The sequence below is a fragment of the Methylophilus rhizosphaerae genome (assembly GCF_900100975.1).
GTDB lineage: Bacteria > Pseudomonadota > Gammaproteobacteria > Burkholderiales > Methylophilaceae > Methylophilus > Methylophilus rhizosphaerae.
This window is the reverse complement of record NZ_FNFX01000002.1, coordinates 156,468-180,069: the sequence shown is the minus strand read 5'-3', so window position 1 is coordinate 180,069 and position 23,602 is coordinate 156,468. Positions and strand designations below refer to the sequence as shown.

Genomic DNA, 23,602 nt, shown 5'->3' with positions numbered 1-23,602 from the left:
TTATTCTTGTACAGCAACAATCGGGATGACGCTTGCCTTGGCAGTGCGTAATTTGCCGCCTTCGGCGTAATGGGTGCGGACATATTCATCCACAATGTGCTGGAATTCCTGGGCAATATGATCGCCTTTCAGCGTCACGGTTTTTTCCCCATCGACAAATACCGGGGCAACCGGTGTTTCGCCCGTACCAGGCAGGCTGATACCGATATTCGCCAGTTTGGATTCACCAGGACCGTTCACGACGCAACCCATGACTGCAACGTTGAGCGTTTCGACGCCGGGATACTGGCTGCGCCAGACCGGCATCTGGTGGCGTAACCAGGTCTGGATCTGCAAGGCCAGTTCCTGGAAATAGGTACTGGTGGTACGTCCACAGCCAGGACAGGCGGTGACCAACGGTGTAAATGAGCGTATGCCCATGGTTTGCAGGATTTCCTGCGCCACCACGACTTCTTTGGTGCGGGATTCGCTCGGCTCCGGCGTCAGTGACACACGGATAGTATCGCCTATGCCGGCTTGCAACAGAATTGCCAGCGCGGCAGTGGAAGCCACCACACCTTTGGAGCCCATACCGGCCTCGGTCAGGCCTAAATGCAGCGGGTAGTCGCAGCGCTGGCCAAGGTCGGTATACACCTGGATCAGGTCCTGTACATTGCTGACCTTGCAGGAAATGATAATCTGGTTTGGATCCAGCCCAAGGTCCACCGCCTGTTGCGCACTTTCCAGGGCTGACTGGATCAGGGCTTCACGCATCAATGCATCAGCTGATAATGGCACTGCCAGTTTTGCATTGTCATCCATCATCTGCGCCATCTTGGCCTGGTCCAGGCTACCCCAGTTAACCCCAATCCGTACCGCTTTTTTATAATGGATGGCGGCTTCAATCATGGCGGCAAACTGTTCGTCACGCTTGCTGCCTTTACCGACGTTACCAGGGTTGATGCGGTATTTGGCCAGGGCTGCGGCGCAATCCGGATAGGCTTGCAGCAGTTTGTGGCCATTAAAGTGAAAATCACCGACCAATGGCACATTGCAACCCAATACATCCAGACCTTTGCGTATGGTAGCGACCTGTGCAGCCGCTTCAGGGGAGTTCACGGTAATCCGTACTACTTCCGAGCCGGTCTGCCAAAGCTCATATACCTGGCGAATGGTGGCTTCGGCATCTGCCGTATCGGTATTGGTCATGCTTTGTACAACGACCGATGCCGGCGTGGTGCCATACAGGCCGCCACCGACAGCCACATGGCCTATCATGACCTGGCGAGTATTTCGACGTTGTATCATGGTTATTTCAGCTGGATGCGGGCAACGCGACCACGGGTGGCCTGCGTCAGGTCATAAGGCTGATTGTCAATGGTCATCTGTGTCACCTCGGCATGCCCGACAATGACATTAACGGGTTTTTCGGTCACGACGCTATGTTCGGAGCCGGCAGTCAGCACTTCACTGAAAACTTTCTTGCCTTGCATATCTTCAATCCGTACCCAGGAATCTTCGCTCACGCGAAATACCAATGTGGCTTTTTGCGGATCAAGAGCTTTGAGCGTCATATTTTCTGTCGTACTGTTAGCCGCAGGCGTAGGAGAGCTGACAACTGTACTGCCAGGGATGGCTGCAGTCAGATTATCTGGTTCGGCAGGTGGCGCTGCATCCGCTGGGTTGTTCACTATGGCGTCAGCCGCAGGCGATGTGGCTGTGGTGCCGGTATTTTCTGATACAGCAGCTGGTTCTGTCACGGCAGGTGTGGCAGGGTCAACGGTTGGCTCCGGCAGGTTGATTTTTTGATCGGTAGCCTCGCTGATATTGTCAGCATCCAGCGCCAGCGATGCATTTTTGAGCGCTTGCGGTTTGACGTGGTAAATATAAAAATAAGCCAGAATCGCCGCCAGGATCAGGAAAATAAAGAACGAGAGGATCCGCTGCGGCCGTATTGTGCGTACCGGTTTATCAATAACAGATGGTCTGGCATTGGATTTAACGCTCAGCGGCAATGGTGCCGTGTTTGGCACGATACGTTGATAGGCTTCCAGGATCGGTGTGACGTCAATATTCAGCAACCTGGCATAGTTACGGATAAAGCCACGCACAATGCTAGGCTGCGGTAATTTGTCGAAATCATCCTGCTCGATGGCCTGGATTTGTCTAATGCCCAAGCGTAACTGGCTGCTCACCTCGTGCATACTGAGACCTTGTGCTTCACGTGCGGCTTTCAATACATTGCCGCAACCAGAGCCGTACGGCACGGCTGGCGCAGCGTCTTCAGTGGCTTGCGGTGATACGTCTTGCTGCAAGGAAGGCTGGGTATCAGAGATCTGACCACTCTCCAGAGAAACTGTCTCAGATGATTGTATTTCCGCTACCTGCGGGGGCTGGGCGTGTGCTTCCGCCTCGGTCTCCACTTTACGCCTGCGTCCACGTTTCGGTTTCTCCGCCGCCTCGGTAGGGATGGCGTTGACGTTATCTTTATCTTCTGACGTCACTAGCATTACTCCATTTTCAGCAATTGTTTGGTTTCATTGGCATTGGGAAACAGTTTATGTAACTGGATGCTGTATAGATGCGCATCATCCTGCAGCTGCAATGCACGGCAAATGCGCACTGCCAGTAATAATGACTGGGGCGTGGGGGCAACATTCACGCTATTCTGCAATGTATTCAGTGCGGCACTGGCATCGCCGCGGCCAAACTGCAAATTCGCTAGCTGGTAGGCACTGGCATGGGCCAGCGGGTCTACGCGCAGCGCTGTGCTGAAATAGTTTTCAGCCTGCGTTTTTTGCTGGCTGCGCAAGGCACACACGCCCGCATTGTAATAAGCGACCTGCGGTGTTTTGTAGAGCGGGTTTTTTACGGCCAGCATGAATTCTTTTTGCGAATCATCGAAACGTCCCTGGTCACACAGGAAACGGCCATAATTGTTATGTGATTCAGAATTGGCGGGCTGTAACTGAATTGCGCGCTGGAAAGCAGCTTCAGCACGAGGTTTGTCACCCAATGCCGCGTGCACCAGCCCGAGGCCGTTGTAGGCAAGGGCATAGCTGGGGCTGCGTTCGGTTGCGGTGGTAAATTCTTCCAGCGCTACATCATAGCGTTTGAGGCGGAAATATTCTGCACCGAGCTCGGTATGTACACGCGCTGATTCGACATCTCCGCTTTCACGGCCAATGGGCTGCTGGTCGTAAGGCAGAGTATTGGCGCCGGATGGATTTTGTGCACAACCGGCCAGCCACATGCAGATAGCGAGCAGGGCGACTGATAGAAGGTGTGCAAAATGGAGTCTCATGACCTGTTGTCTGGTTGAATAGCAAAGGTTCTTTGCGTGCGCCGGGTTTTATCCAATACTTTACCTGCCAGCTGGCCGCAGGCTGCATCAATGTCCTCCCCGCGTGTTTTACGCACGGTCACGACATAACCTGCCTGCATTAACATATCACGAAACGCGCGGATCTGCATGGGTTTGGACGTGCCATAGCCGCTGTTGGGAAAAGGGTTGAATGGGATCAAGTTAAACTTGCAGGGCACGTCCCGCACAGCTTCCATCAACTGCTTGGCATGTTCCAGTGTGTCATTCACGCCGTCCAGCATCACATATTCAAAGGTGATAAAGTCACGCGGCGCTTTGACCAGGTAACGCTCGCAAGCCGCCATCAGTTCCTTGATCGGGTATTTTTTATTGATAGGGACAATTTCGTCACGCAGGGCATCGTTAGGTGCATGCAGAGAAACAGCCAATGCCACCGGGCAGTCTTCTTTCAATTTGTCCATGGCCGGTACCATGCCGCTGGTTGATAAAGTCACGCGGCGGCGACTCAGGCCGTAAGCACTGTCATCCAGCATAATTTGCATGGCAGTCACTACATTATCGTAGTTGGCGAGTGGTTCGCCCATGCCCATCATGACCACATTGGAAATAATACGTTCGCCGGGTGGCAGTAAATCGTATCCCGGCGCCTGGCGCAGCGCGTTATTGGCAATCCATAGCTGACCGATGATTTCGGAGACATTTAAATTGCGGTTGAATCCTTGGCGACCGGTACTGCAAAATGTACATTCCAGAGCGCAGCCTACCTGGCTGGAAATGCACAAGGTCCCGCGGTCATCCTCTGGGATAAAGACGGTTTCCACACTGTTGGAGGTGCCATCTTTAAAATTATTGGTGCCAACCAGCCATTTACGTGTGCCATCGTCGGAGACTTGTTCCAGCTGAATATCTGGCAACGCAAATTGGGCTTCCTGGCGCAATTTCTCGCGCAGGACTTTGGCGATGTCGGTCATCTGGTCGAGGTCAAGTACCCCGAAATGATGCATCCAGCGCATCAATTGCTTGGCGCGGAAAGGCTTCTCGCCGAGGCTTGAAAAGTACTCGGCGAGTTGCTGCTGGTTAAAATTCAATAAATTAACCAAGGTTTTTCCTTATTTGCGCAAATTAATCAAGCTTCTGAATCAGACAGGGCGCGCGTAAAAAATGATGATGCCGCATACATGCAAGTAGGCAGGGAAGTCATTTTTTGCAAGCAACGCCGTGTCATGACGAAGATTCTGATTAGCCGAAGAAGTATTTGATTTCGATTGCCGCATTTTCCAATGAATCGGAACCGTGTACAGCGTTAGCATCAATACTTTCAGCGAAGTCAGCACGGATAGTGCCTGGTGCGGCGTCTTTCGGGTTGGTGGCACCCATCAGTTCACGGTTTTTCAGAACTGCGTTTTCGCCTTCCAGGGCTTGTATCATCACCGGGCCGGAGATCATGAATTTCACCAGGTCCTTGAAGAAAGGGCGCTCTTTGTGCACAGCGTAGAAACCTTCAGCTTCAGCCTGTGTCAGTTGTACAAATTTAGCGGCAACGATTTTCAAACCGGCGTTTTCAAAACGGGTGTAGATTTGACCAATCACGTTTTTTGCAACGGCGTCTGGTTTGATAATGCTGAGTGTGCGCTCTAAAGCCATGAGAACTCCAATGTGTAGTTAATTAACAAGAAAAATCAAACAGCTATTCTACTATTTTTAACGTGATAGATAAACCTGATTGGCGGGTTGTTTCTACCTAAGGGCCTAAATAACATGTGTTCACGGCTTTATTTTTTTTATCTATCGGGGATAGATGTTTTATGATGTGATGGTTTTCAACGATGACGCTGGTTTTTTACCGGCGTAAACGAGAGACTAACTTGGACATGATAAATACAGAGTACATCATGCATGCATGCCCGGCCTGTGGCTTGCTATGCGATGATATTTCAGGGGATGCGATTGCTAGGCAGCAGTTTTCGTGTGGCAAGGCAGCGAAATTCTATGCGCGCAAAACCACGGATGCCCAACCGCAGGTTGATGGTCGCCCGGTTGCATTAGCCGATGCCGTCAAGGCCGCAGCGGCATTGTTGCAGCAATCCAAAGCGCCTTTGGTGGCTGGCAGCAGTACCGATGTGCATGGTGCACGCGCACTGGTCAGCCTGGCTAACCATACCGGCGCTGCCATGACACATCTGAATGCCAGCAGCACACTGCGTAATATGAAGGTGCTGCAACATCGTGGCTGGCAGACAACGACCCTGACCGAAGTGCGCAACCGTGCCGATGTCATCCTGATGATAGGGACTGATGTGGTGACACACAATGCACGCTTTTTTGAACGTGTGGTGTGGGTGGATGAAGCCATGTTTACCGAACCTGGTGCCCGCCAGATTATTTACCTGGGCGGCGATAAGCTCAAAACCCAGGCGGGTGTTGCGCCTGATGGCCGTGCCCCACAAGTGATTGCCTGTCCCCCCGAACATTTGCCTGAGGTCGTCGCAGCTTTGCGAGCGTTAGTCATGGACAAACCTGTCACGGGTGAAAGTGTAGCAGGCGTTGCAGTTAACACACTGAAGACATTGGCTGCAACATTGAAAGCGGCCAAGTACGCTACCCTGGTCTGGGTCTCCAAGGATCTGCATTATGACCATGCCGAATTGATCATTGAAAATATCACCGAAACCGTCGTTGCACTGAACCAGAAAACGCGCGCCATGGGTTTGTCACTGGGTGGCAGTGATGGCGATACCAGCGTGAATTACGCGCATACCTGGCTGAATGGTGTGATTATTGATGCGCCAAACTGGCAGGATCATGACGTTGTGGTGTGGGTGAACAGCTTTAGTCCTGAAGCCATGCCAGCCGAAAGTGAAGTACCAGTGATTGTACTTGGTGCGCCAGACAGTAAATTCTCCACGCCACCAGCAGTGTTTATTCCTGTTGCTACCCCTGGGCTGGATACTGGCGGTCAGCAATTCCGTGTGGATGGTTCCGTCACATTGCCGCTGACGGCAGCCAAGCCCTCCAATGTATCCACCTTATCGCAAGTGGTGGCGATGATAGAAAAAGTGCTGGGAAATAAAGGAGGCGAGGCATGATCACGCTACTTAAGAATGCTAAAGTGATTGACCCCGCACACAATAAAAATGGTGTGGTACAGGATATCTATATCCGTGATGGCCGCATTATTGCCAAACCGGCTGACAGCGAGAAAATCGGCCAGGTGTTTGATGTAAATGGCAAAATTGTCATGGCCGGCGCTATTGATATGCATAGCCATATCGGAGGCGGCAAAGTGAATATTGCCCGCATGCTGTTGCCTGAATACCAGGAAATGCGCCGCATGCAGGAACCGGAAGCACATATCTGTGGCGCCAATTGCAGCCATCATGCGACACCGAATACCACTGATACCGGCATGCGCTATATCGAAATGGGCTATACCGCTGCCTTTGAACCGGCAATCCTGGCGGTGAATGCACGGCAGGCTCATATGGAAATGGGTGATACACCCATGATCGACAAGGGTGGCTATGCCATGCTCGGCAACGATGATTACTTGTTGCGTCTGCTGAGCCAGAATGCTGACCAGAAAGCCATTAATGATTACGTTGCCTGGACGTTGCATGCGACGCAAACCATCGGTATCAAGGTTGTCAACCCGGGCGGTATTTCTGCATTCAAGTTCAATGAACGTCGCCAGGACCTGGATCAGCAACATAGTTATTACCACATCACGCCCCGCCGGATTTTGCAGGCCTTAAGCCGTGCGGTGAATGAGCTGGGTATTGCCAAGCCGCTGCATGTACACTGTAACAACCTGGGCGTGGCAGGTAACTTCCAGACCACGTTAGATACCATGGGCGCCAGTGATGGCTTGCCCATGCATTTGACGCATATCCAGTTTCATAGTTATGGGACGGAAGGCGACAAGAAGTTTTCTTCTGCCGCCGCCAATATTGCTGAAGCGATCAATAAAAATAAACACATCACTGCCGATGTTGGCCAGATCCTGTTCGGTCAGACCGTAACGGCTTCCGGCGACAACATGATGCAGCACCTGAATGCCAAAGTTGCCAACCCGAAAAAATCGGTGATTATGGATATCGAGTGCGATGCCGGTTGTGGCGTGGTGCCGTTTAAATACCGCGACGAAAACTATGTCAATGCCTTGCAATGGGCGATTGGCCTGGAAGTGTTCCTGAGTGTTGATGATCCATGGCGCGTATTCCTGACCACTGACCATCCTAACGGTGCGCCATTCACCACTTATCCGCACCTGATCCGCTTGCTGATGGATAAATCTTTCCGCAACGATGCCTTCGACAAGCTGAACCTGGATGCGCAGGCGATGAGTAACCTGAAGTCACTGGACCGCGAATACAGCTTGTATGAAATCGCCACCATGACGCGCTCGGCGCCCGCCAAGCTGATAGGCCTGCAAGACCGTGGCCATTTGGGGGTAGGCGCTGCTGCAGATATTACGGTGTACACCGAGCAGCCGGATAAGGAAGCCATGTTTGCCAAACCGGACCTGGTATTCAAAGACGGTGAACTGGTGGTCAAGGAAGGGAAAGTAGTCAAAGTGGTGTGGGGCGCAACCCATACTGCCAAGCCTGCATTTGATATAGGCGTGGAAAAAGACATCAAGCAGTATTTTGACCGCTACCACACCATGCAGATGCAACACTTCAAAATCAGTAATGACCATATTGCGGAAGATGGCCGCAATCATGTCATCAACCATGTGCAGGGGGCATGATGGTTATCAATGGCGTAGAAATAGACGACACCTTTGCCGAAGCATTCAACATGCGTGGCACCCGGGTGCTGATTACCGCGCAGAATTTGCGCTGGGCATATAACGCAGCCAATGCCATGACCGGCTTTGCCACCAGCGTGATTGGCTGTGGCGTGGAAGCCGGCATTGAACGCGAACTCACTGAAGACGAAACACCGGATGGCCGTCCTGGCGTCAGCGTCTTGCTGTTTGCCATGGGTAGTAAGGTACTGATGCAGCAACTGGAAACGCGTATGGGGCAATGTATCCTGACCTGCCCGACAGCAGCAGCGTTTGCCGGGATTGAGTCAGAAGACATGATCAGCCTGGGCAAGCATTTGCGTTTCTTTGGCGACGGTTACCAGGTTTCCAAACAAATTCCGGATGCACAAGGCCGGCTCAAACGCTACTGGCGTATCCCGGTCATGGATGGTGAATTCCTGACCGAAGAAACGACCGGCATGGTGCGCGCCATTGGTGGCGGTAACTTCCTGGTGCTGGGTACCAGCCAGGCGCAAGTGTTGACTGCCTGTGAGGCGGCGATTGATGCCATGCGTCAGTTTCCCAATGTAGTGATGCCGTTCCCTGGGGGCGTCGTGCGTTCAGGTTCCAAGGTGGGTAGCAAATATCCAAAAATGTTCGCCAGTACCAATGATGCGTTCTGCCCGACACTCAAAGGTGTGGTCAAGAGTGAGCTGGATCCGCGCGTGGAAAGCGTGATGGAAATTGTTGTTAACGGCTTGACCTTTAGTGACATTGCCGTGTCCATGAAAGCCGGTATTGAAGCAGCCTGTGGCCTGGGTAAAGATAATGGCATTTTGCGTATTTCTGCCGGTAACTATGGTGGCAAGCTGGGACAGCATCACTTCAAGCTACGTCCGATTTTAAGTGGGGAGGTCGCATGAGCCATATCACACTAACTGCCAAGCCGGTTTCGCGTCAGATTGATTGCCGTGCCTTGTCCCCACAGGCTTTACAGGGTAAAACTGCTGCTGAAATTTCTGCGATTAAACTGACCAAAACCCTGGCAGTGGCTGAGGTATTTGAAGTTGCTGTGGATGGCAGCGACGCAGCCACTAAGGTGACCTTTAAAAATACCAATGCACAGCATGCTTATATGGGTTTCGGCATGACGGCCGGCCAAGTCATCGTTGAAGGTGATGCCGGGGATTTCTTAGGCGCACAGATGCAAAACGGTGTGCTGATCTGCAAGGGAAATGCTGGCGCGCGTGCAGGTGACCGTATGCGGCGAGGTATGTTGCTGATTGAAGGCAATGCCGGTGATTATTGTGCTTCCGATATGATGGCAGGCACACTGGGCGTGCTGGGTAATACAGGCGCACAGTTAGGCTATGGCATGAAACGAGGTACCCTGTTACTGGCAAAAGCGCCTGCGTTGCAAGCGACATGGATTGATTGCGGGATGCATAAATTACCTTTCCTGAATATCCTGTATAAGTCATTCAAATTGCTGGATAGCAGGTTTGCCGGGATCTCCAGTTTGCGTGTACGGCGCTGGATGGGTGATATGGGCGGCCTGGGTAAAGCGGAAATTTTGCTTATTCAATAATCTTTTGATTTGGATCAACATTTATGAAACGGGCTTTGTGCCCGTTTTGTTTTTGCATATTTCTCTTTTTCATTCAGCGGCTTAGGATGGTAAAATGCGCATCTTTGAATTGAAGCTATTTTCTAAATGAGTCAATACCTCACCGCCGCACTTTATAAATTCGTTACGCTGGATAATTACAAAGAATTGCAACAGTCGATACTGGAACAATGCCTGATGCTGCGCATCAAGGGCACATTATTGCTGGCCAATGAAGGTATTAACGGCACGATTGCCGGTGCGCCGGAAGATATCCGCGCTATCCTGGCTTATCTGCGCCAGGATCCGCGCTTGGCAGACCTTGAGCATAAAGAATCCTGGGCTGATAGCCATCCGTTTTACCGCATGAAGGTCAAACTGAAAAAGGAAATCGTGACTATGGGGGTGCAAGGTGTAGACCCGAATGATGTGGTCGGCACTTATGTGAAGCCAGAAGACTGGAATGCACTGATTTCAGACCCGGATGTGATCTTGCTGGATACGCGTAACGATTACGAAGTCCATATTGGCACTTTCAAAAATGCGATTGACCCGAAAACCACGACTTTCCGTGAGTTTCCCCAATATGTCGCCGATAACCTGGACAAAAACAGGCACAAGAAAGTGGCGATGTTTTGTACCGGTGGCATCCGTTGCGAAAAAGCTTCTTCCTTTATGAAGCAGCAGGGCTTCGAAGAGGTCTATCATTTGCAGGGTGGCATTCTCAAATACCTGGAAACGGTGCCGAAAGAACAAAGCTTATGGGAAGGGGACTGCTTTGTGTTTGATCAGCGCGTCGCCGTTAAACATGGCTTGGAAGTTGGCGATCATGACCAGTGTTATGCCTGCCGCATGCCATTGACCCGGGAAGAAATGCAAAGCGAACAATACGAGGCGGGTATCTCTTGCCCCTATTGTTTCGAGAAATTATCCGCAGAGAAGAAAGACTCGCTGCGTGAACGTCAAAAACAGGTCCAACTCGCCAGAATGCGCGGTCAAAGTCATATCGGCGATAAGCAAAAGTAGGCTCAGCTTCCCATTGATCACCAGACGGGTGCCAGTAACAGGAAAATGTGTAAAAATATGTCATAAAGCCTGATGACTTGTTATTGATAACAGCTCATTAATCCAAGCTCTGAATCAGGAGACTGCGATGAAGTGCCCTGCAATTTTGGCGAGTGAACAAGAGCGGCTAGCCGCTTTATACGAGCATGGTCTGGATGATGAGGCGCTGATTCCCAGCCTGGACCCCATTGTGCAGATGGCTGCGCGCATGTTTGATATGCCAGTGGCGGCGGTGAACATGATAGGCAGTGATCATGTATTTTTCGCGGCAAGTGTCGGGATTGGCGAGACCGATATGCGGCGGGATGTGTCATTTTGTGGCCATGCCATTAATCAAACGCATATCATGGTTGTGCCCGATGCCACGCAGGACGAGCGGTTTCATGATAATCCGCTGGTGACCGGGGCTGCCAATGTGCGATTTTATGCCGGTGTGCCGTTACGCTCACCAGGCGGGCTTGCACTGGGTGCCTTGTGTGTACTGGATAGCAAACCGCATTTAAACTTTTCCGAAGAAGATCAAAGAAGGTTAATGGAACTGGCGCGTATTGTGTCAGATCGCCTGGAGCTCAGGCGTATAGAAACTTCCAGCAACCGTCATCGCCCAACCTTTGATCAATATGCCGGCAACTCAGCGACACCTGTCGTGTGGTTTGGCGCGGATATGCAAATCATTGCCTGGAATGCGGCGGCGGCACTTTCCCACGGTTATAGCATCGCAGAAGGTGTGGGGCGTTCAATGGACATGCTGCTACCTGAACGTGATCGTCCCATCCTGCATCAAATCATTGCCAGGGCCATTGCCGCAGAGACCGTGGGGCATCTGGATAGCTTTTCCGAGATTTCCGGCTTGCGTAAGGATGGCAGCTGTTTTCTGCTTGGCTTCTCCCTGTTTGCCTGGAAGGAGTCCGGCAAGATGCGGTTCGAGGCCATTCTTAAAGATATTACCGCACAACGCAGGGAAGAGGCTGAACTGCGTCAACGCGCGAATATTGATTTGCTGACCGGCCTGACTAACCGGGCACACTTTTACCGTGTGGTTGAAGATACCCTGGCCATTCCCACCCCTGCAGCAGTCTTTATGATTGACTTGGACGGCTTCAAGGATGTAAACGATACACTTGGACATGCGTTGGGAGATGCCGTACTCAAGCATGTGGCTGCACGAATAGCCGATCTGGTACAGTCCCCTGATATGGTTGCCCGTATCGGTGGGGATGAGTTTGCTATCGTGGCACTTGATCTCACCAGTGTTGAGAGTGCCATGCAACTGGCTGAAGAAGTTATTCAACAGATAGCATTGCCCATTCAGGTTGAAGGCCATGACGTGCATGTGACTGCCAGCTGCGGGGTGGCACTGGCTCCCTTGCATGCACAGGAAGCGCTGGAGTTGGTCAGTGATGCTGACCTTGCCCTGTTCAAGGCAAAATTATCCAGGCATGGCAGGGCATTTCTGTTTACACCATCGTTACGCATGCAGGCGGTCGCACGGCGCCTGTATGCCATGGAGTTGCACCGGGCGGTCGACCAAGGCGAATTTCTGTTGTATTACCAGCCGCAGGTGAATTTGAATACCGGTGCGCTTGTCGGCGCCGAGGCATTGTTGCGCTGGCATCATCCTGCGCGTGGTGTCTTGACGCCCATTTCCTTTATAGCAGCTCTGGAAAGTGGCCCCCTGGCGGCCGTTGTCGGCTCCTGGGTCCTGGATGAAGCCTGTGCCCAGGCAGCCTATTGGCGACGGCATGGTGCAACTGGGTTTCGCATAGGGGTTAACTTGTTTGAAGCGCAATTCAGTGTCGGGGACCTGGTGCAGGAAGTCATGGAGGTGCTTGCCCGACATGGGTTGCCCGCAGAGGCGTTGGAACTGGAGATTACAGAGAACATTGCCCTGGACAATGATGAAATCGTGCTGGAAACCCTGCGCAAACTGAAAGACAATGGCGTAGGTATTGCATTTGATGATTTTGGTACCGGCTATGCCTCGTTAAGCCTGCTTAAAACCTACCCAATTACACGCATCAAGGTTGACCGTTCATTTGTACAGGGCATGCTGGACCACAAACAGGATGATTCTGTCGTCAGTGCTACACTGGATATTGCGCATGGTTTTGACCTGCATACCATTGCAGAAGGTATCGAAAATAAAGGTCAGTGTCGTTACCTGAAACAAAAATGCTGTGAAGAGGGGCAGGGGTACTTATTTGGTAAGCCTATGCCAGCCAGCCAGTTTGCCAGCTTAATCGGGATGAAGATGGCTTCGGCAGCATAATTCCAGTGCTACCCTTCAACTGGTTGGCTGGTATCAGCTTTTGCCCTGGTGACCATGCATTTAAAAGATTGCCAGTATCAATCTTTTTTTATTATATTAAGGCCATTGGCACCCGGTCCTGCTGCTTGTCTGCCAGCGCTTTCCTGGCATGAAGTGTTCGGGCAATCATGTGGGCGGCCCATATTTAACAACAAAGCTTAACGATAAAAATAGGGAGGTTGTATGAATAAATACATCGCCGAATTCTTCGGCACATTCTGGCTGGTGCTGGGCGGTTGCGGCAGCGCGGTACTGGCAGCCGCATTTCCGGATGTTGGTATTGGCCTGCTGGGGGTTGCGCTCGCGTTCGGGCTGACCGTGGTGACAATGGCCTATGCCATTGGCCCGATTTCCGGCTGCCACCTGAACCCCGCCATATCTATCGGATTATATGTTGGCGGCAGGTTTCCGGGCAAAGAGCTGTTGCCGTACATTATTGCCCAGGTCATCGGTGCAATCGTTGCCGCGGCAGTCCTTTATGTCATTGCCAGTGGTGCGCCTGGTTTTGATGTCAGCAAAGGATTTGCTGCCAATGGATACGGTATCCATTCACCAGGAGGATATTCCCTGCTGTCGGCATTAGTCGCCGAAATCGTGATGACCATGTTTTTCCTGCTGATTATTCTCGGTGCAACAGACAAGCGTGCGCCAGCAGGTTTTGCGCCATTGGCTATCGGTTTTACCTTAACCCTGATTCACCTGATTACCATCCCGGTGACCAATACGTCTGTTAATCCTGCCAGAAGCACGGGGGTTGCCCTGTTTGTTGGTGATTGGGCGGTTGCACAGCTTTGGCTGTTCTGGGTTGCCCCGGTCATCGGTGCCATCATCGGTGCTTTTGCCTACAAAACAATTGCGGCAAAAGATTGAGCCTGCCCGGTGAATGATGATGGGTGACTGGTTTTTCTGGGCTGTACTTTCGGCTTGCTTTGCTGCATTGACGGCCATTTTTGCAAAAATCGGAGTAAATGGTATTGATTCTGATTTTGCCACATTGATTCGTACCATACTGATTGCGTGCATACTGGCCCCTTTTATCTGGCTGACTGGCAAATGGAGCAATCCACTGGTCTTGCCTGTTCGCTCATTATCATTCCTTGGGTTGTCTGCCATGGCTACCGGGGCTTCATGGGTGTGCTATTTTCGTGCATTGCAACTGGGAGAAGCATCAAAAGTCGCACCGATAGATAAATTCAGCCTGGTACTGGTAGCGCTGTTTGCCTGCTTTTTTCTGGGTGAGCGGCTTTCCCTGCGCGAATGGGCGGGGATTGCGCTCGTGGCCACAGGCGTGCTGGTACTGGCCATCAAGCGTTAAAAAAAGCATTGAACCTGGAAAAGTGATCTTAGCCGCCATTGAAAATAAATATTAGTTTCTCCTTCAGCCAGATCATCTTTCATCAATACGGCTTGATTAGCAACCATGCTGGTCAAGCATGCTTTCTGGATATACAAAGTATGTTGCGTGCGTTAATTTATGGGCTTGCCATTTTGCATTTGGGTCCCGGTTTTGCTTTTGTAGTCGTTGCGTTTGGTTGTGATAGCATGAATCCCATGTTTGATCCAATTTGCCAGCAAGACACATTTGCAGCCTTTATTAAACTGACCCTTATGGCATGGGGCATAATGATTGTCGGGCTTCTGCTCAAAATTTATATTACAAAATGGATTAATAAAGGGTAATAACTTATTTATTTTAAATATAAAGTTATTATTTTACTGAGCGCGCCTGTAAACTTTTCCGGTTAGAGGCGACTCGAATGAAAATATAAGAACGGAGAAACCTGTTTTGCTTTATTTGAATTTCCTATCCCCCCTTAAACTGTTTTCCAAATATGCCTTTCTGGCCCTGTTCTGGTTGTTATTGTGCTGGCATATGCTGGTGCCTGAAGTACATGCGGGTGATGAGGAAACGACGCCCAGGCTGCTACTTTCAGGAGAGGAAGCCGAACAGGGCAAGAAAGCCCCTGAGCCACCAAGAATCAGCTCGGTTTTCGGTACACAAACTCTCAAGGTTTATCCTTTACCATTTGAAGACCAGTATCCCAGCGGGCCATTTGAACGGCTGGATAAACACTTGTTCCTGTTTATCAGCAAATGTGGCGATGTCTATTTTGTGCGCCAGAATGAGGCAATGGAGCTGGTTAAGCCCGGCAAACCATTGACCAAGTTTATTCCTGGCGGAGAGACTTCTGATGACGAGAGCAGCAGCAAGCAACTGGTATATTGCAAGGAACTGTCTGGCGTTAAAGACTCTTTGCTGATCGGGAAAACACTTTATGTTGCTTATACCGCATGGGATGACGTGTCCAACGGCGTACGCCTGGCGGTCAGTGAATTTGAGGTGGACATTGAAAATAGTGAGGTCAGTTTTGACCGGGAAATTTACATCAGCCGCCCGGCGATCAAAGAGCCCATCCTTGGCCACCAGGTCGGCGGCAAATTGGCGTTAGGGGAGAACGATCGCACTTTATACTTGAGCATAGGGGATTTTTCCAAGCCTGAACGTGTACAGGATAAGACGACCTCCTTGGGCAAAGTGATTCGCATCAGCCTGCAGCAATTAAGTGCCGAAGTCTATGCAAGTGGTTTCCGCTCGCCTTCCGGCGGCCTGTTTTACGATAAGGAAAGCAACGAATTATGGTTGACCGACCATGGGCCGCGCGGCGGCGATGAGATCAACCTGGTCAAGCGCGGGAAGAATTATGGTTGGCCGATTGTCAGTTATGGCACGATTTATGAACGTGATGGGATGAGTGGCTATTACGGCAATAAGTTTAATAGCCATGAAGGTTATGAAAAACCCGCCATGACGTTTGTGCCGTCCATTGGCGTTGGTCCACTGGCCAAGTACCCGGCCACTGGGCGCAATGATTTCTGGGATAACGATTTGTTTGTGGCCGGCATGGGCAACACAACCTTGTACCGTGTGCGCAAAGAGGGCGTTAACCTGGTATATGCTGAGCCGGTGTTGAGCGATTACCGTATCCGTGCCATCCAGATCGACCAGAATGGTACGTTCTACCTGAAAACAGACCACAACCAGTTGCTGATTTCAGAGCAGGAATAAAGCTGTTTTGACATTTTCTGGAACAAGTGTCGTTCAACCGTCGCTGATCTATCATCACCAGGAGTGACCTTTGTTTAAAACGCTGTTTATATTCGGGCTGACCGCAGTGGCTGAAATCGTGGGCTGTTACCTGCCTTACCTGTGGTTGAAGGAAGGCAAAAGTGCTTGGTTGCTGCTTCCGGCCGTAATAAGCCTGGCGCTATTTGCCTGGCTACTGACATTGCACCCAACGGCCGCAGGACGCACCTATGCTGCCTATGGCGGTGTATATATTGGCGTGGCCATTTTCTGGCTATGGCTGGTGGAAGGTATCCGCCCAACAGGCTGGGATTTGCTCGGCGCGGCAGTCGCCATGCTGGGAATGGCGATTATTATGTTTGCTCCCAGGCATGCATGACTATTTTTTCAGTTAGTTAAGGCGCTGGTAATTGAAGCATTGATATTATGCGCCTCCTGATTTTTCTATGGGCATTGCCAACGACTTTAATCGGCGTGGCCGTTGGGCTCATTTGGCTGTTGTCCGGTGCAAAACTCCGTATTGCCAATGGTGTGCTTGAGATACATGGCGGATGGGTTGGGTACTGGCTGATGCGACAGAGCGGATTTGCAGCGATGGCGTTGGGGCATGTGGTTCTAGGCTGCTCATCGGGTGTGCTCGAGCAATTACGCCCGCATGAGTATATTCATGTCAGGCAGGCTGAACGCTGGGGTATCCTGTTTGTGCCGGCTTATCTGCTGGCAGGGCTATGGCAAGCAATGAAAGGCCGGCATATATACTATGACAATCCTTTCGAGCGGGAAGCATTCGCTGCGGAGGGCATCGCGAAAGAAATGGCAAGAGGTGTCGATTCATGAGGCAACTTTCTTACAAATAAAAAAGCGCCAGTCCAGCGGCGCTTTTTTATTTGTAAGAGGATATGGCGCTTATTGATACAGGCTTTCCCAGAACTTCCACCAGCTTTTTTCTTCCTCATTGATTTTGCCGGTAACCATGGGATTTTCAGGGTAGTTGGTTTTGAGGATGCGCAGGGTATCTGCCTTGAGGTCGTCCAGATTCATTTCATCGTATGCGCTGATCATGGTCACCAAGGCATCTTCCACCGCGTTGGAGTTCGGATAGGTTTCCAGTACATATCTGGCGCGATTCAACGCTGCCACATAGGCTTTGCGTTGCATGTAATAGCGTGCCACGTGCATTTCATGCATGGCCAGCGTATTGACCAAGTACACCATGCGCTGCGTTGAATCTTTGACATAGCGGCTAGTCGGGAAGCGCTCTACCAGTTCTTTAAAGGCATTGAATGACACGCGCAGGGTTTTCGGGTCACGGTCATTGATTTCCTGTTTGGTATATTTTTCAAGGATGCCGCGCTCGTTAAAGGTCGCCAGGCCTTTCAGGTAATAAGCATAGTCCAGGTTAGGATGGTTGGGGTGCAGCTTGATAAAGCGGTCAACCGCGGACATGCACAATACAGGCTCGGATTTTTTATAGTAGGCATAAGCTACTTCCAGCTGGGATTGGGTCGAGTATATGCCATTGGGGTAACGTGCTTCCAATTTCTGGAAATATTCGATCGCCTTGTCGAAATTCTTGTCCATCATTTTTTCCTGGCCGGCGGCATATAGGCGTTGTTCAGGCCAGCCTTTGGTTTCATCAGGCGGATTCGGGTCGCCAAAAATGGCACAGGCACTGATGGAGAGCGCGGCAACGAAAATAAAAGCACGCGTGAACAGGGCGTTAAGCGGTAAAATGCGAAGCATGTTGTTTTATGTCGTTATATATAAGGAAACTCGGGGCATTATAACTGATGCCGTTTGAAAATATGAAAGAAAGCACTTCCTTAACGCTGATTGTGCCAGCCAGCCTTGGCGGGCAGCGATTGGACCTGGTGTTGCAGCAAATGTTGCCAGATCATTCCCGCAGCCGCCTGCAAGGCTGGATCAAAGAAGGCCTGGTTTTGCTGGATGGCAAGGCACCTACCGCCAAAACCAAGGTGTGGGGCGGGGAACAGGTCGTGGTCACGCCGCCTAGAAATGCGCAGGAACATGCATTTGAGCCTGAGGATATTCCGCTGGATGTGGTGTATGAAGATGATGCACTTATCATTATTAACAAGCCTGCCGGCCTGGTGGTGCACCCGGCTGCCGGCAACTGGAGCGGGACCTTGCTCAATGCATTACTGTTCCAGTGGCCACAACTCAAAGAGGTGCCACGCGCAGGCATTGTGCACAGACTGGATAAAGATACCAGCGGCTTGCTGGTGGTGGCGAAAACGCTGGAAGCGCAAACCAGTCTGGTGCGGCAGTTGCAGGCACGCACCGTCAAGCGTGAATACCGCGCCATTGTCTGGGGGCAGCTGTGGCGTAACGGTAAAGTGGACCAGCCGATTGGCCGCCATCCGCATCAACGCGTCAAAATGGCGGTGGTGCGTAAGGGGAAATCCGCCGTTACCCATTATGAGATTCTGGAGCGTTTTGGTACCAATACCTACTTGCGCTGCAACCTGGAAACCGGGCGCACGCACCAGATCCGTGTGCATTTGCAGCATCTGAAAGCACCTATGGTGGGTGATCCGTTGTATGGCATCGGCAATATTATTCCGCACAAGATGATGACACCAGTGTTGCGCGAGGTGATCGGTAGCTTTAAACGCCAGGCCTTGCATGCAATCAAACTGGGTTTGATCCATCCGGCGACCAATGAACCGATGGAATGGCAGATTGAACTGGCGGACGATATGCGTGAACTGCTGGAAGCCATGCGTGTGACCGAAATGGTTGAGGAACTGCCACCGATTGAGTTCAATGTGGATGAAAACGGTCTTTTCATGGGCGACGATGATGAAGACTGGGGTGACGATGATTTTGATGATGAAGCGCTGGATGACGCAGATTGGGAAGATGAGGAATAGGGCATGCCCCAGTTGCCATTGATGATTCCAGACTGGCCGGCACCGGCAAATGTCAAAGCTTTACAGACGACACGCCAGGGCGGGATTAGCCAGGGCGTGTATGCCAGCCTGAACCTGGGTGATCACGTCAGGGATCACCCGCAGCATGTTGCGCATAATCGACAATTGTTAAGTGATTATCTTCCGAGTGAGCCGGTATGGTTGAACCAGGTACATGGCGTACGTGTGATTGACGCCGCTGTGGCCAGTTGTGTTGAGAGTGCTGATGCCAGCTTTACCACGAGAAAACAGGTGGTATGTGTAACGATGACGGCAGATTGCTTGCCTGTGCTTCTTTGCGATCAGGCCGGAACAGCAGTCGCGGCCATTCATGCCGGCTGGCGCAGTTTGTGTGATGGCGTGATCGAAGCCACCATCAACGCCATGCCGGCCGCTGGCAATCAACTGATGGCCTGGCTGGGTCCCGCCATTGGGCCTGAAGCATTTGAAGTGGGGATAGAGGTGAAGGCGCAATTTATTGCACAAGATGCGCATGCGGAATCCGCCTTTAAACCGCATGGTGAGAAATGGCTGGGGGATTTATACACGATAGCTAGGGAGCGCCTGCAAGCGTCAGGCATTACGCAGATATATGGTGGGAACCATTGTACGTTTAGTGAGCCGGAAACCTTTTTCAGCTTCCGTCGCGATGGCGATACCGGTCGCATGGCAAGCATGATCTGGCTGGAGTAACCTGGTTTAAGCCTATGAAGAAGCACCTGATTTTTGACCTGGATGGGACACTGATTGACTCTGCACCCAGTATTTTGAGTTGTTTTGACCTGGCATTTACTTCGACTGGGACGCCACTCAAGTCACCATTGGATAGCAATGTGATTGGTCCACCCCTGATGGAAACCTTGCGCAAACTCTCCGGGAGTGAAAATGCATCGCTATTGAATACTTTGGCGACTGCATTCAAGGAACATTACGATACGTCCGGCTATCTGCAGTCGGTAGTTTTCGATGGCATACCAGCCATGCTGCAACAGCTGAAAGCAGCGGGATATCACCTTTACATTGCGACCAACAAACGCTTTTACCCAAGCGGGAAGATCATTGCACATCTGCAATGGGACGCTTATTTCGATGGCGTCTATGCGCTGGATTACTTTAATCCTCCCCTCGGAAAGAAAGCGGAGATGATTGGCGCTATTGTTGATGCGCAGAATTTAAAACGAGAGGATTGCCTGTATATCGGCGACCGCCTGGAAGATGGATTATCTGCAGAGGCCAACCGGATGGATTTTGTGCTGGTGACATGGGGTTATGCGGAAGAGGCCAGCCAGGTAAAACCGGACTGGCAACGATGCGAGCGGGTTGAGCAGCTTGCGGCGATAGTGGCAGCATACTGACAGGTGAATGGTCCGCAAGAATTCTTGCCGGTTAACTATTTGTTTATACTTTGTTTTTGCCAGAAGTCACGTATAATGCCCGCCTCATTTCCACAAAGTATGCATGATTAATCTCACCACATCCCTGGCCATGATTTCACCGCTGACTGGTATGGTCATTGCCTGCCTGGCGGGCGGCGTACTCAGTGTGTCAGTGGCTGCCATATTTGCCCTCAATGCCAGAAAACACTGGGTTCCGTTGCTGGTGAGCTATGCGATTGGCGCTTTGTTGGCAGCGGTATTCCTTGAGATTCTGCCGCATGCGATTGAAACCAGCCCCAATGTGGAAGCCATGACCGCCACCATGTTATTTGGTATTTTGCTGTTTTTCGCATTGGAAAAGCTGGTACTTTGGCGGCATTGCCATGGTGAACACTGTGAAATGCATGCCATGCATGACGAGGCACATTGCCCAGAATTGCATCCAGGACAGCCTGCTGAACAGAAAGCAGTCAAGGCACCACAGGGCGCGATTAAATTCCGCCTGGCGCCTGCTGAAGCAACACAAGTATTCAGTCATCACCATCATCATGACCACGATGGTGGCCGTAGCGGCATGATGATCATGATAGGTGATACTTTCCATAATTTTGTCGATGGGGTGCTGATTTGCGCCGCTTTTATGGTGGATATGCAGGTTGGCCTGGTAACAGCGCTGGCCATTATCGCCCATGAAATTCCACAGGAAGTCGGCGACTTCCTGATTCTGCTGCATTCCGGTTACAGCAAGCGCAAGGCATTCCTGTTCAATATTGCTTCCAGCCTGGCGACACTGGCTGGTGGTTTGCTGGCTTACCTGGGGCTGAACCTGGTACAGCACTGGGTGCCTTATATCCTGAGCCTGGCTGCGGCCAGCATGCTGTATGTGGCGGTTGCGGATCTGATTCCCGGTTTACACAAGCGGACTGCCTTGCGCGATACGCTATTGCAATTGTTATTAATCACCCTGGGGGTTGCTTCTGTAGCAATAACCAAGCTTCTGGTAGAGGGTTAGAAGATTTTTTATGCAAAATACGCCTAAAGTCGGTTTTGTTTCACTGGGTTGCCCCAAGGCCGGGTCTGATTCCGAGCGTATCCTGACGCAGTTGCGCGCAGAAGGATATGAAATCAGCAACAGTTATGAGCGCTCCGACCTGGTGGTGGTGAATACCTGCGGCTTTATTGATTCTGCCGTGCAGGAATCTTTGGATGCTATTGGTGAAGCGCTGAATAAAAACGGCAAAGTGATCGTGACCGGCTGTTTGGGTGCGAAACGGGATGTGGTAACAGAAGCGCATCCAAGCGTATTGGCCGTGACCGGCCCGCATGCGCTGGAAGAAGTGATGGGACATGTGCATACGCATTTACCCAAACCGCATGATCCATACACAGATCTGGTGCCTCCACAAGGCATCCGTTTAACGCCTAAACATTACGCCTACCTCAAAATTTCAGAAGGCTGTAATCATCGTTGCAGCTTTTGTATTATCCCCAGCATGCGGGGTGACCTGGTCAGCCGCCCGATTGGTGATGTACTGAATGAGGCGGAAAGCCTGGTCAATGCCGGCGTGTCTGAGATCCTGGTGATTTCGCAAGATACGTCAGCTTATGGCGTGGATATGAAATTCCGCAAAGGCTTCTGGAATGGCCGCCCGGTTAAAACGCATATGACTGAACTCAGCAAGGCGCTGGGTGAGTTGGGCGTGTGGGTGCGGTTGCATTATGTTTACCCTTATCCGCATGTCGATGACGTGATTCCATTGATGGCAGAAGGTGCGATCCTGCCTTACCTGGATGTGCCTTTGCAGCACGCCAGCCCGCGCATCCTCAAATCCATGAAGCGCCCGGCCAGCAGTGAAAACAACCTGGCACGTATTAAAGCCTGGCGTGAAACCTGTCCTGAAATTGCTATCCGTAGTACTTTTATTGTCGGTTTCCCTGGCGAAACTGAAGATGACTTCAAGATGCTGCTCGACTTTATGGAAGAGGCACAATTGGACCGCGTCGGCTGTTTCGCTTATTCTGCTGTTGATGGTGCAACTGCCAATGCCTTGCCAGACCAGGTGCCGGAGGAGATCAAAAAAGAACGCTTGAGCCGTTTTATGGAAGTCCAGGAGCGCATAAGCGCCGCCAAGGTTGCTGCTAAAGTGGGTAGCCTGCAAACGGTGCTGGTGGATGAACTGACCGAAGATGACGATGGCAATGTGCTGGCAATTGCGCGTACCAAAGCCGATGCGCCAGAAATTGATGGTATTGTCTATTTGCAGGATGCCGAAGGCTTGAATCCTGGTGATTTCGTTGATGTGCAGATTGTTGATTCACAAGGTCATGACTTGATCGGCGCACCTCCTGAGTTTTAATGGGCTAGGGATGATAAAAAATGCCGCAATTGCGGCATTTTTTATTGCTTGTTTATCTTTCGTTACACCACAATGGTAACGCTGGCGCCGCCAATCCGTGCGAACTGTTCCAACTGCGAAGAGGTGTAATTGCCGGCATGTACCCTGATATGGCCTTCGCGGCTTTTGACAATCCTGATAATCTGCTCTACTTGGGAAGATAAATAATTGCTTTCGGGGCTGAGTTCAAGATTCGCCCCGATTCTGGCTATTTGCTGTACCTGTGATGATAAAAATGTCATTGTCTAATCCTTCTTTCCGCACAATTGCTTGAATAAACACAACTTGTTTTTTGACGCTGCGTAAGGTTAGAGCGTCAAATGGAAAAATTATTCAATGTTGTCATTAGATTTCTCGGCTACTGGCTGATTTGTGGTCGCTCACAATCAGCCCGCTCGGCAAAGCAATCCAGTGTATAAGGGCAGCGTTTGAGTTTGGAAACGCTGTTTTTGCGTTTACTGTTGTGTGACAGATTGACATAAGGCGTTTGGCTGAGCCGGATATAACCAGATTGCAGCAGCTTGCTGGCGGTGGTTTCAAACTGGCTTAACGGGTTATCCATATTCTGCAAGGTGATGCCTTGTTTGTGCAGGGCAACCACATGATAAATGGTCTGGGTTTGCCCGGCGGCATCCGGTTTACCGTAAAGCTCGCCGACATGGACGTCAGTGCTGGAAAGGGAAGGCTGCATCATGCGCGCATCATAGCGCGTTTATATCCGCGCTTCAATCTGGCGCTGTAATACCAGGCGGTACGGCATGACCACGTGGGCCATGTTA

The 23,602-nt window shown here is 51.1% G+C and carries 25 protein-coding genes; 17 read left to right on the top strand and 8 right to left on the bottom strand.

Features of this window, described 5'->3' with window-relative positions:
• The 5 genes from ispG to ndk form a co-directional block, all read right to left on the bottom strand.
• Positions 1–1,287, bottom strand: coding sequence for a flavodoxin-dependent (E)-4-hydroxy-3-methylbut-2-enyl-diphosphate synthase (gene ispG / locus BLP53_RS04650; RefSeq protein WP_091470835.1), 1,287 nt, complete (start codon positions 1,285–1,287; stop codon positions 1–3).
• A gap of 2 nt (positions 1,288–1,289) precedes the next feature.
• Positions 1,290–2,489 (bottom strand): helix-turn-helix domain-containing protein, encoded by a 1,200-nt coding sequence (locus BLP53_RS04645; RefSeq protein ID WP_091470832.1) that lies wholly within the window; start codon positions 2,487–2,489, stop codon positions 1,290–1,292.
• Entirely contained in the window at positions 2,489–3,283 is a 795-nt protein-coding gene (gene pilW, locus BLP53_RS04640; protein ID WP_091470829.1) for a type IV pilus biogenesis/stability protein PilW, read from the bottom strand. The genes BLP53_RS04645 and pilW overlap by 1 nt, the downstream gene beginning before the upstream one ends.
• Positions 3,280–4,404 carry a dual-specificity RNA methyltransferase RlmN gene (rlmN, locus tag BLP53_RS04635; protein WP_091470827.1) on the bottom strand — a complete coding sequence of 375 codons (1,125 nt, stop codon included), beginning with the start codon at positions 4,402–4,404 and terminating at the stop codon, positions 3,280–3,282. The genes pilW and rlmN overlap by 4 nt, the downstream gene beginning before the upstream one ends.
• 139 nt (positions 4,405–4,543) lie before the next feature.
• Positions 4,544–4,948, bottom strand: coding sequence for a nucleoside-diphosphate kinase (gene ndk / locus BLP53_RS04630; protein ID WP_091470825.1), 405 nt, complete (start codon positions 4,946–4,948; stop codon positions 4,544–4,546).
• 248 nt (positions 4,949–5,196) lie between these two features.
• On the opposite strand from ndk, the gene BLP53_RS04625 reads away from it, so the two are divergent.
• The 12 genes from BLP53_RS04625 (at position 5,197) to BLP53_RS04570 (ending at position 16,955) form a co-directional block, all read left to right on the top strand.
• Positions 5,197–6,390: a molybdopterin-binding domain-containing protein gene (locus tag BLP53_RS04625; protein WP_245652630.1), complete on the top strand. Its 1,194-nt coding sequence runs from the start codon at positions 5,197–5,199 to the stop codon at positions 6,388–6,390.
• Positions 6,387–8,054 carry a formylmethanofuran dehydrogenase subunit A gene (locus BLP53_RS04620; protein WP_091470819.1) on the top strand — a complete coding sequence of 556 codons (1,668 nt, stop codon included), beginning with the start codon at positions 6,387–6,389 and terminating at the stop codon, positions 8,052–8,054. Before BLP53_RS04625 ends, BLP53_RS04620 begins: the two co-directional genes overlap by 4 nt.
• Complete coding sequence (gene fhcD, locus BLP53_RS04615; protein WP_091471385.1) at positions 8,054–8,977, top strand: formylmethanofuran--tetrahydromethanopterin N-formyltransferase; 924 nt, start codon at positions 8,054–8,056, stop codon at positions 8,975–8,977. The genes BLP53_RS04620 and fhcD overlap by 1 nt, the downstream gene beginning before the upstream one ends.
• Positions 8,974–9,642: a GltB/FmdC/FwdC-like GXGXG domain-containing protein gene (locus BLP53_RS04610; RefSeq protein ID WP_091470817.1), complete on the top strand. Its 669-nt coding sequence runs from the start codon at positions 8,974–8,976 to the stop codon at positions 9,640–9,642. Before fhcD ends, BLP53_RS04610 begins: the two co-directional genes overlap by 4 nt.
• A gap of 126 nt (positions 9,643–9,768) precedes the next feature.
• Positions 9,769–10,686: an oxygen-dependent tRNA uridine(34) hydroxylase TrhO gene (gene trhO / locus BLP53_RS04605; RefSeq protein ID WP_091470814.1), complete on the top strand. Its 918-nt coding sequence runs from the start codon at positions 9,769–9,771 to the stop codon at positions 10,684–10,686.
• Positions 10,687–10,813: 127 nt separating this feature from the next.
• Positions 10,814–12,994, top strand: coding sequence for a putative bifunctional diguanylate cyclase/phosphodiesterase (locus BLP53_RS04600; RefSeq protein WP_091470811.1), 2,181 nt, complete (start codon positions 10,814–10,816; stop codon positions 12,992–12,994).
• 222 nt (positions 12,995–13,216) lie between these two features.
• Positions 13,217–13,903 carry an aquaporin Z gene (gene aqpZ / locus BLP53_RS04595; protein ID WP_091470809.1) on the top strand — a complete coding sequence of 229 codons (687 nt, stop codon included), beginning with the start codon at positions 13,217–13,219 and terminating at the stop codon, positions 13,901–13,903.
• 13 nt (positions 13,904–13,916) lie between these two features.
• Complete coding sequence (locus tag BLP53_RS04590) at positions 13,917–14,348, top strand: EamA family transporter (protein WP_425412893.1); 432 nt, start codon at positions 13,917–13,919, stop codon at positions 14,346–14,348.
• A 140-nt stretch (positions 14,349–14,488) separates the two neighbouring features.
• The gene (locus tag BLP53_RS04585; RefSeq protein ID WP_176755216.1) at positions 14,489–14,713 is read left to right on the top strand and encodes a hypothetical protein; all 225 of its coding nucleotides are present in this window, start codon (positions 14,489–14,491) and stop codon (positions 14,711–14,713) included.
• 106 nt (positions 14,714–14,819) lie between these two features.
• The gene (locus BLP53_RS04580; RefSeq protein ID WP_245652628.1) at positions 14,820–16,100 is read left to right on the top strand and encodes a PQQ-dependent sugar dehydrogenase; all 1,281 of its coding nucleotides are present in this window, start codon (positions 14,820–14,822) and stop codon (positions 16,098–16,100) included.
• A 70-nt stretch (positions 16,101–16,170) separates the two neighbouring features.
• Positions 16,171–16,497, top strand: a complete 327-nt coding sequence (locus tag BLP53_RS04575) for a YnfA family protein (RefSeq protein WP_091470806.1) — start codon at positions 16,171–16,173, stop codon at positions 16,495–16,497.
• 47 nt (positions 16,498–16,544) lie between these two features.
• On the top strand, positions 16,545–16,955 hold the full coding sequence (locus tag BLP53_RS04570) for a hypothetical protein (protein ID WP_245652626.1): 411 nt from the start codon (positions 16,545–16,547) through the stop codon (positions 16,953–16,955).
• A 69-nt stretch (positions 16,956–17,024) separates the two neighbouring features.
• On the opposite strand, the gene BLP53_RS04565 is transcribed toward BLP53_RS04570, so the two are convergent.
• Positions 17,025–17,861 carry an outer membrane protein assembly factor BamD gene (locus BLP53_RS04565; protein WP_091470804.1) on the bottom strand — a complete coding sequence of 279 codons (837 nt, stop codon included), beginning with the start codon at positions 17,859–17,861 and terminating at the stop codon, positions 17,025–17,027.
• A 47-nt stretch (positions 17,862–17,908) separates the two neighbouring features.
• On the opposite strand from BLP53_RS04565, the gene rluD reads away from it, so the two are divergent.
• The 5 genes from rluD (at position 17,909) to rimO (ending at position 22,784) form a co-directional block, all read left to right on the top strand.
• A complete protein-coding gene (rluD, locus tag BLP53_RS04560) occupies positions 17,909–19,012 on the top strand; it encodes a 23S rRNA pseudouridine(1911/1915/1917) synthase RluD (protein ID WP_091470801.1) in 1,104 nt (367 codons plus the stop codon).
• Between the two features lie 3 nt (positions 19,013–19,015).
• Positions 19,016–19,744 (top strand): peptidoglycan editing factor PgeF, encoded by a 729-nt coding sequence (pgeF, locus tag BLP53_RS04555; protein ID WP_091470799.1) that lies wholly within the window; start codon positions 19,016–19,018, stop codon positions 19,742–19,744.
• Positions 19,745–19,758: 14 nt separating this feature from the next.
• Positions 19,759–20,406: an HAD family hydrolase gene (locus tag BLP53_RS04550; protein WP_091470797.1), complete on the top strand. Its 648-nt coding sequence runs from the start codon at positions 19,759–19,761 to the stop codon at positions 20,404–20,406.
• Positions 20,407–20,509: 103 nt separating this feature from the next.
• Positions 20,510–21,439 carry a ZIP family metal transporter gene (locus BLP53_RS04545; RefSeq protein ID WP_091470794.1) on the top strand — a complete coding sequence of 310 codons (930 nt, stop codon included), beginning with the start codon at positions 20,510–20,512 and terminating at the stop codon, positions 21,437–21,439.
• 10 nt (positions 21,440–21,449) lie between these two features.
• Positions 21,450–22,784, top strand: coding sequence for a 30S ribosomal protein S12 methylthiotransferase RimO (rimO, locus tag BLP53_RS04540; RefSeq protein ID WP_091470792.1), 1,335 nt, complete (start codon positions 21,450–21,452; stop codon positions 22,782–22,784).
• A 62-nt stretch (positions 22,785–22,846) separates the two neighbouring features.
• Here rimO and BLP53_RS04535 read toward each other — a convergent pair whose 3' ends face one another.
• Positions 22,847–23,065 carry a hypothetical protein gene (locus tag BLP53_RS04535; RefSeq protein ID WP_091470789.1) on the bottom strand — a complete coding sequence of 73 codons (219 nt, stop codon included), beginning with the start codon at positions 23,063–23,065 and terminating at the stop codon, positions 22,847–22,849.
• 116 nt (positions 23,066–23,181) lie between these two features.
• The gene (locus tag BLP53_RS04530; RefSeq protein ID WP_091470787.1) at positions 23,182–23,517 is read right to left on the bottom strand and encodes a hypothetical protein; all 336 of its coding nucleotides are present in this window, start codon (positions 23,515–23,517) and stop codon (positions 23,182–23,184) included.
• Between the last annotated feature and the right edge of the window lie 85 nt (positions 23,518–23,602).

Excerpts from the sequence above, each read along its gene's own strand:
- ispG (WP_091470835.1), bottom strand. The coding sequence starts at position 1,287 with ATGATACAACGTCGAAATACTCGCCAGGTCATGATAGGCCATGTGGCT.
- BLP53_RS04645 (WP_091470832.1), bottom strand. The coding sequence starts at position 2,489 with ATGCTAGTGACGTCAGAAGATAAAGATAACGTCAACGCCATCCCTACC.
- pilW (WP_091470829.1), bottom strand. The coding sequence starts at position 3,283 with ATGAGACTCCATTTTGCACACCTTCTATCAGTCGCCCTGCTCGCTATC.
- ndk (WP_091470825.1), bottom strand. The coding sequence starts at position 4,948 with ATGGCTTTAGAGCGCACACTCAGCATTATCAAACCAGACGCCGTTGCA.
- BLP53_RS04625 (WP_245652630.1), top strand. The coding sequence starts at position 5,197 with ATGCATGCATGCCCGGCCTGTGGCTTGCTATGCGATGATATTTCAGGG.
- BLP53_RS04620 (WP_091470819.1), top strand. The coding sequence starts at position 6,387 with ATGATCACGCTACTTAAGAATGCTAAAGTGATTGACCCCGCACACAAT.
- fhcD (WP_091471385.1), top strand. The coding sequence starts at position 8,054 with ATGGTTATCAATGGCGTAGAAATAGACGACACCTTTGCCGAAGCATTC.
- BLP53_RS04610 (WP_091470817.1), top strand. The coding sequence starts at position 8,974 with ATGAGCCATATCACACTAACTGCCAAGCCGGTTTCGCGTCAGATTGAT.
- trhO (WP_091470814.1), top strand. The coding sequence starts at position 9,769 with ATGAGTCAATACCTCACCGCCGCACTTTATAAATTCGTTACGCTGGAT.
- BLP53_RS04600 (WP_091470811.1), top strand. The coding sequence starts at position 10,814 with ATGAAGTGCCCTGCAATTTTGGCGAGTGAACAAGAGCGGCTAGCCGCT.
- aqpZ (WP_091470809.1), top strand. The coding sequence starts at position 13,217 with ATGAATAAATACATCGCCGAATTCTTCGGCACATTCTGGCTGGTGCTG.
- BLP53_RS04590 (WP_425412893.1), top strand. The coding sequence starts at position 13,917 with ATGATGATGGGTGACTGGTTTTTCTGGGCTGTACTTTCGGCTTGCTTT.
- BLP53_RS04585 (WP_176755216.1), top strand. The coding sequence starts at position 14,489 with ATGTTGCGTGCGTTAATTTATGGGCTTGCCATTTTGCATTTGGGTCCC.
- BLP53_RS04570 (WP_245652626.1), top strand. The coding sequence starts at position 16,545 with ATGCGCCTCCTGATTTTTCTATGGGCATTGCCAACGACTTTAATCGGC.
- BLP53_RS04565 (WP_091470804.1), bottom strand. The coding sequence starts at position 17,861 with ATGCTTCGCATTTTACCGCTTAACGCCCTGTTCACGCGTGCTTTTATT.
- rluD (WP_091470801.1), top strand. The coding sequence starts at position 17,909 with ATGCCGTTTGAAAATATGAAAGAAAGCACTTCCTTAACGCTGATTGTG.
- pgeF (WP_091470799.1), top strand. The coding sequence starts at position 19,016 with ATGCCCCAGTTGCCATTGATGATTCCAGACTGGCCGGCACCGGCAAAT.
- BLP53_RS04550 (WP_091470797.1), top strand. The coding sequence starts at position 19,759 with ATGAAGAAGCACCTGATTTTTGACCTGGATGGGACACTGATTGACTCT.
- BLP53_RS04545 (WP_091470794.1), top strand. The coding sequence starts at position 20,510 with ATGATTAATCTCACCACATCCCTGGCCATGATTTCACCGCTGACTGGT.
- rimO (WP_091470792.1), top strand. The coding sequence starts at position 21,450 with ATGCAAAATACGCCTAAAGTCGGTTTTGTTTCACTGGGTTGCCCCAAG.
- BLP53_RS04535 (WP_091470789.1), bottom strand. The coding sequence starts at position 23,065 with ATGACATTTTTATCATCACAGGTACAGCAAATAGCCAGAATCGGGGCG.
- BLP53_RS04530 (WP_091470787.1), bottom strand. The coding sequence starts at position 23,517 with ATGATGCAGCCTTCCCTTTCCAGCACTGACGTCCATGTCGGCGAGCTT.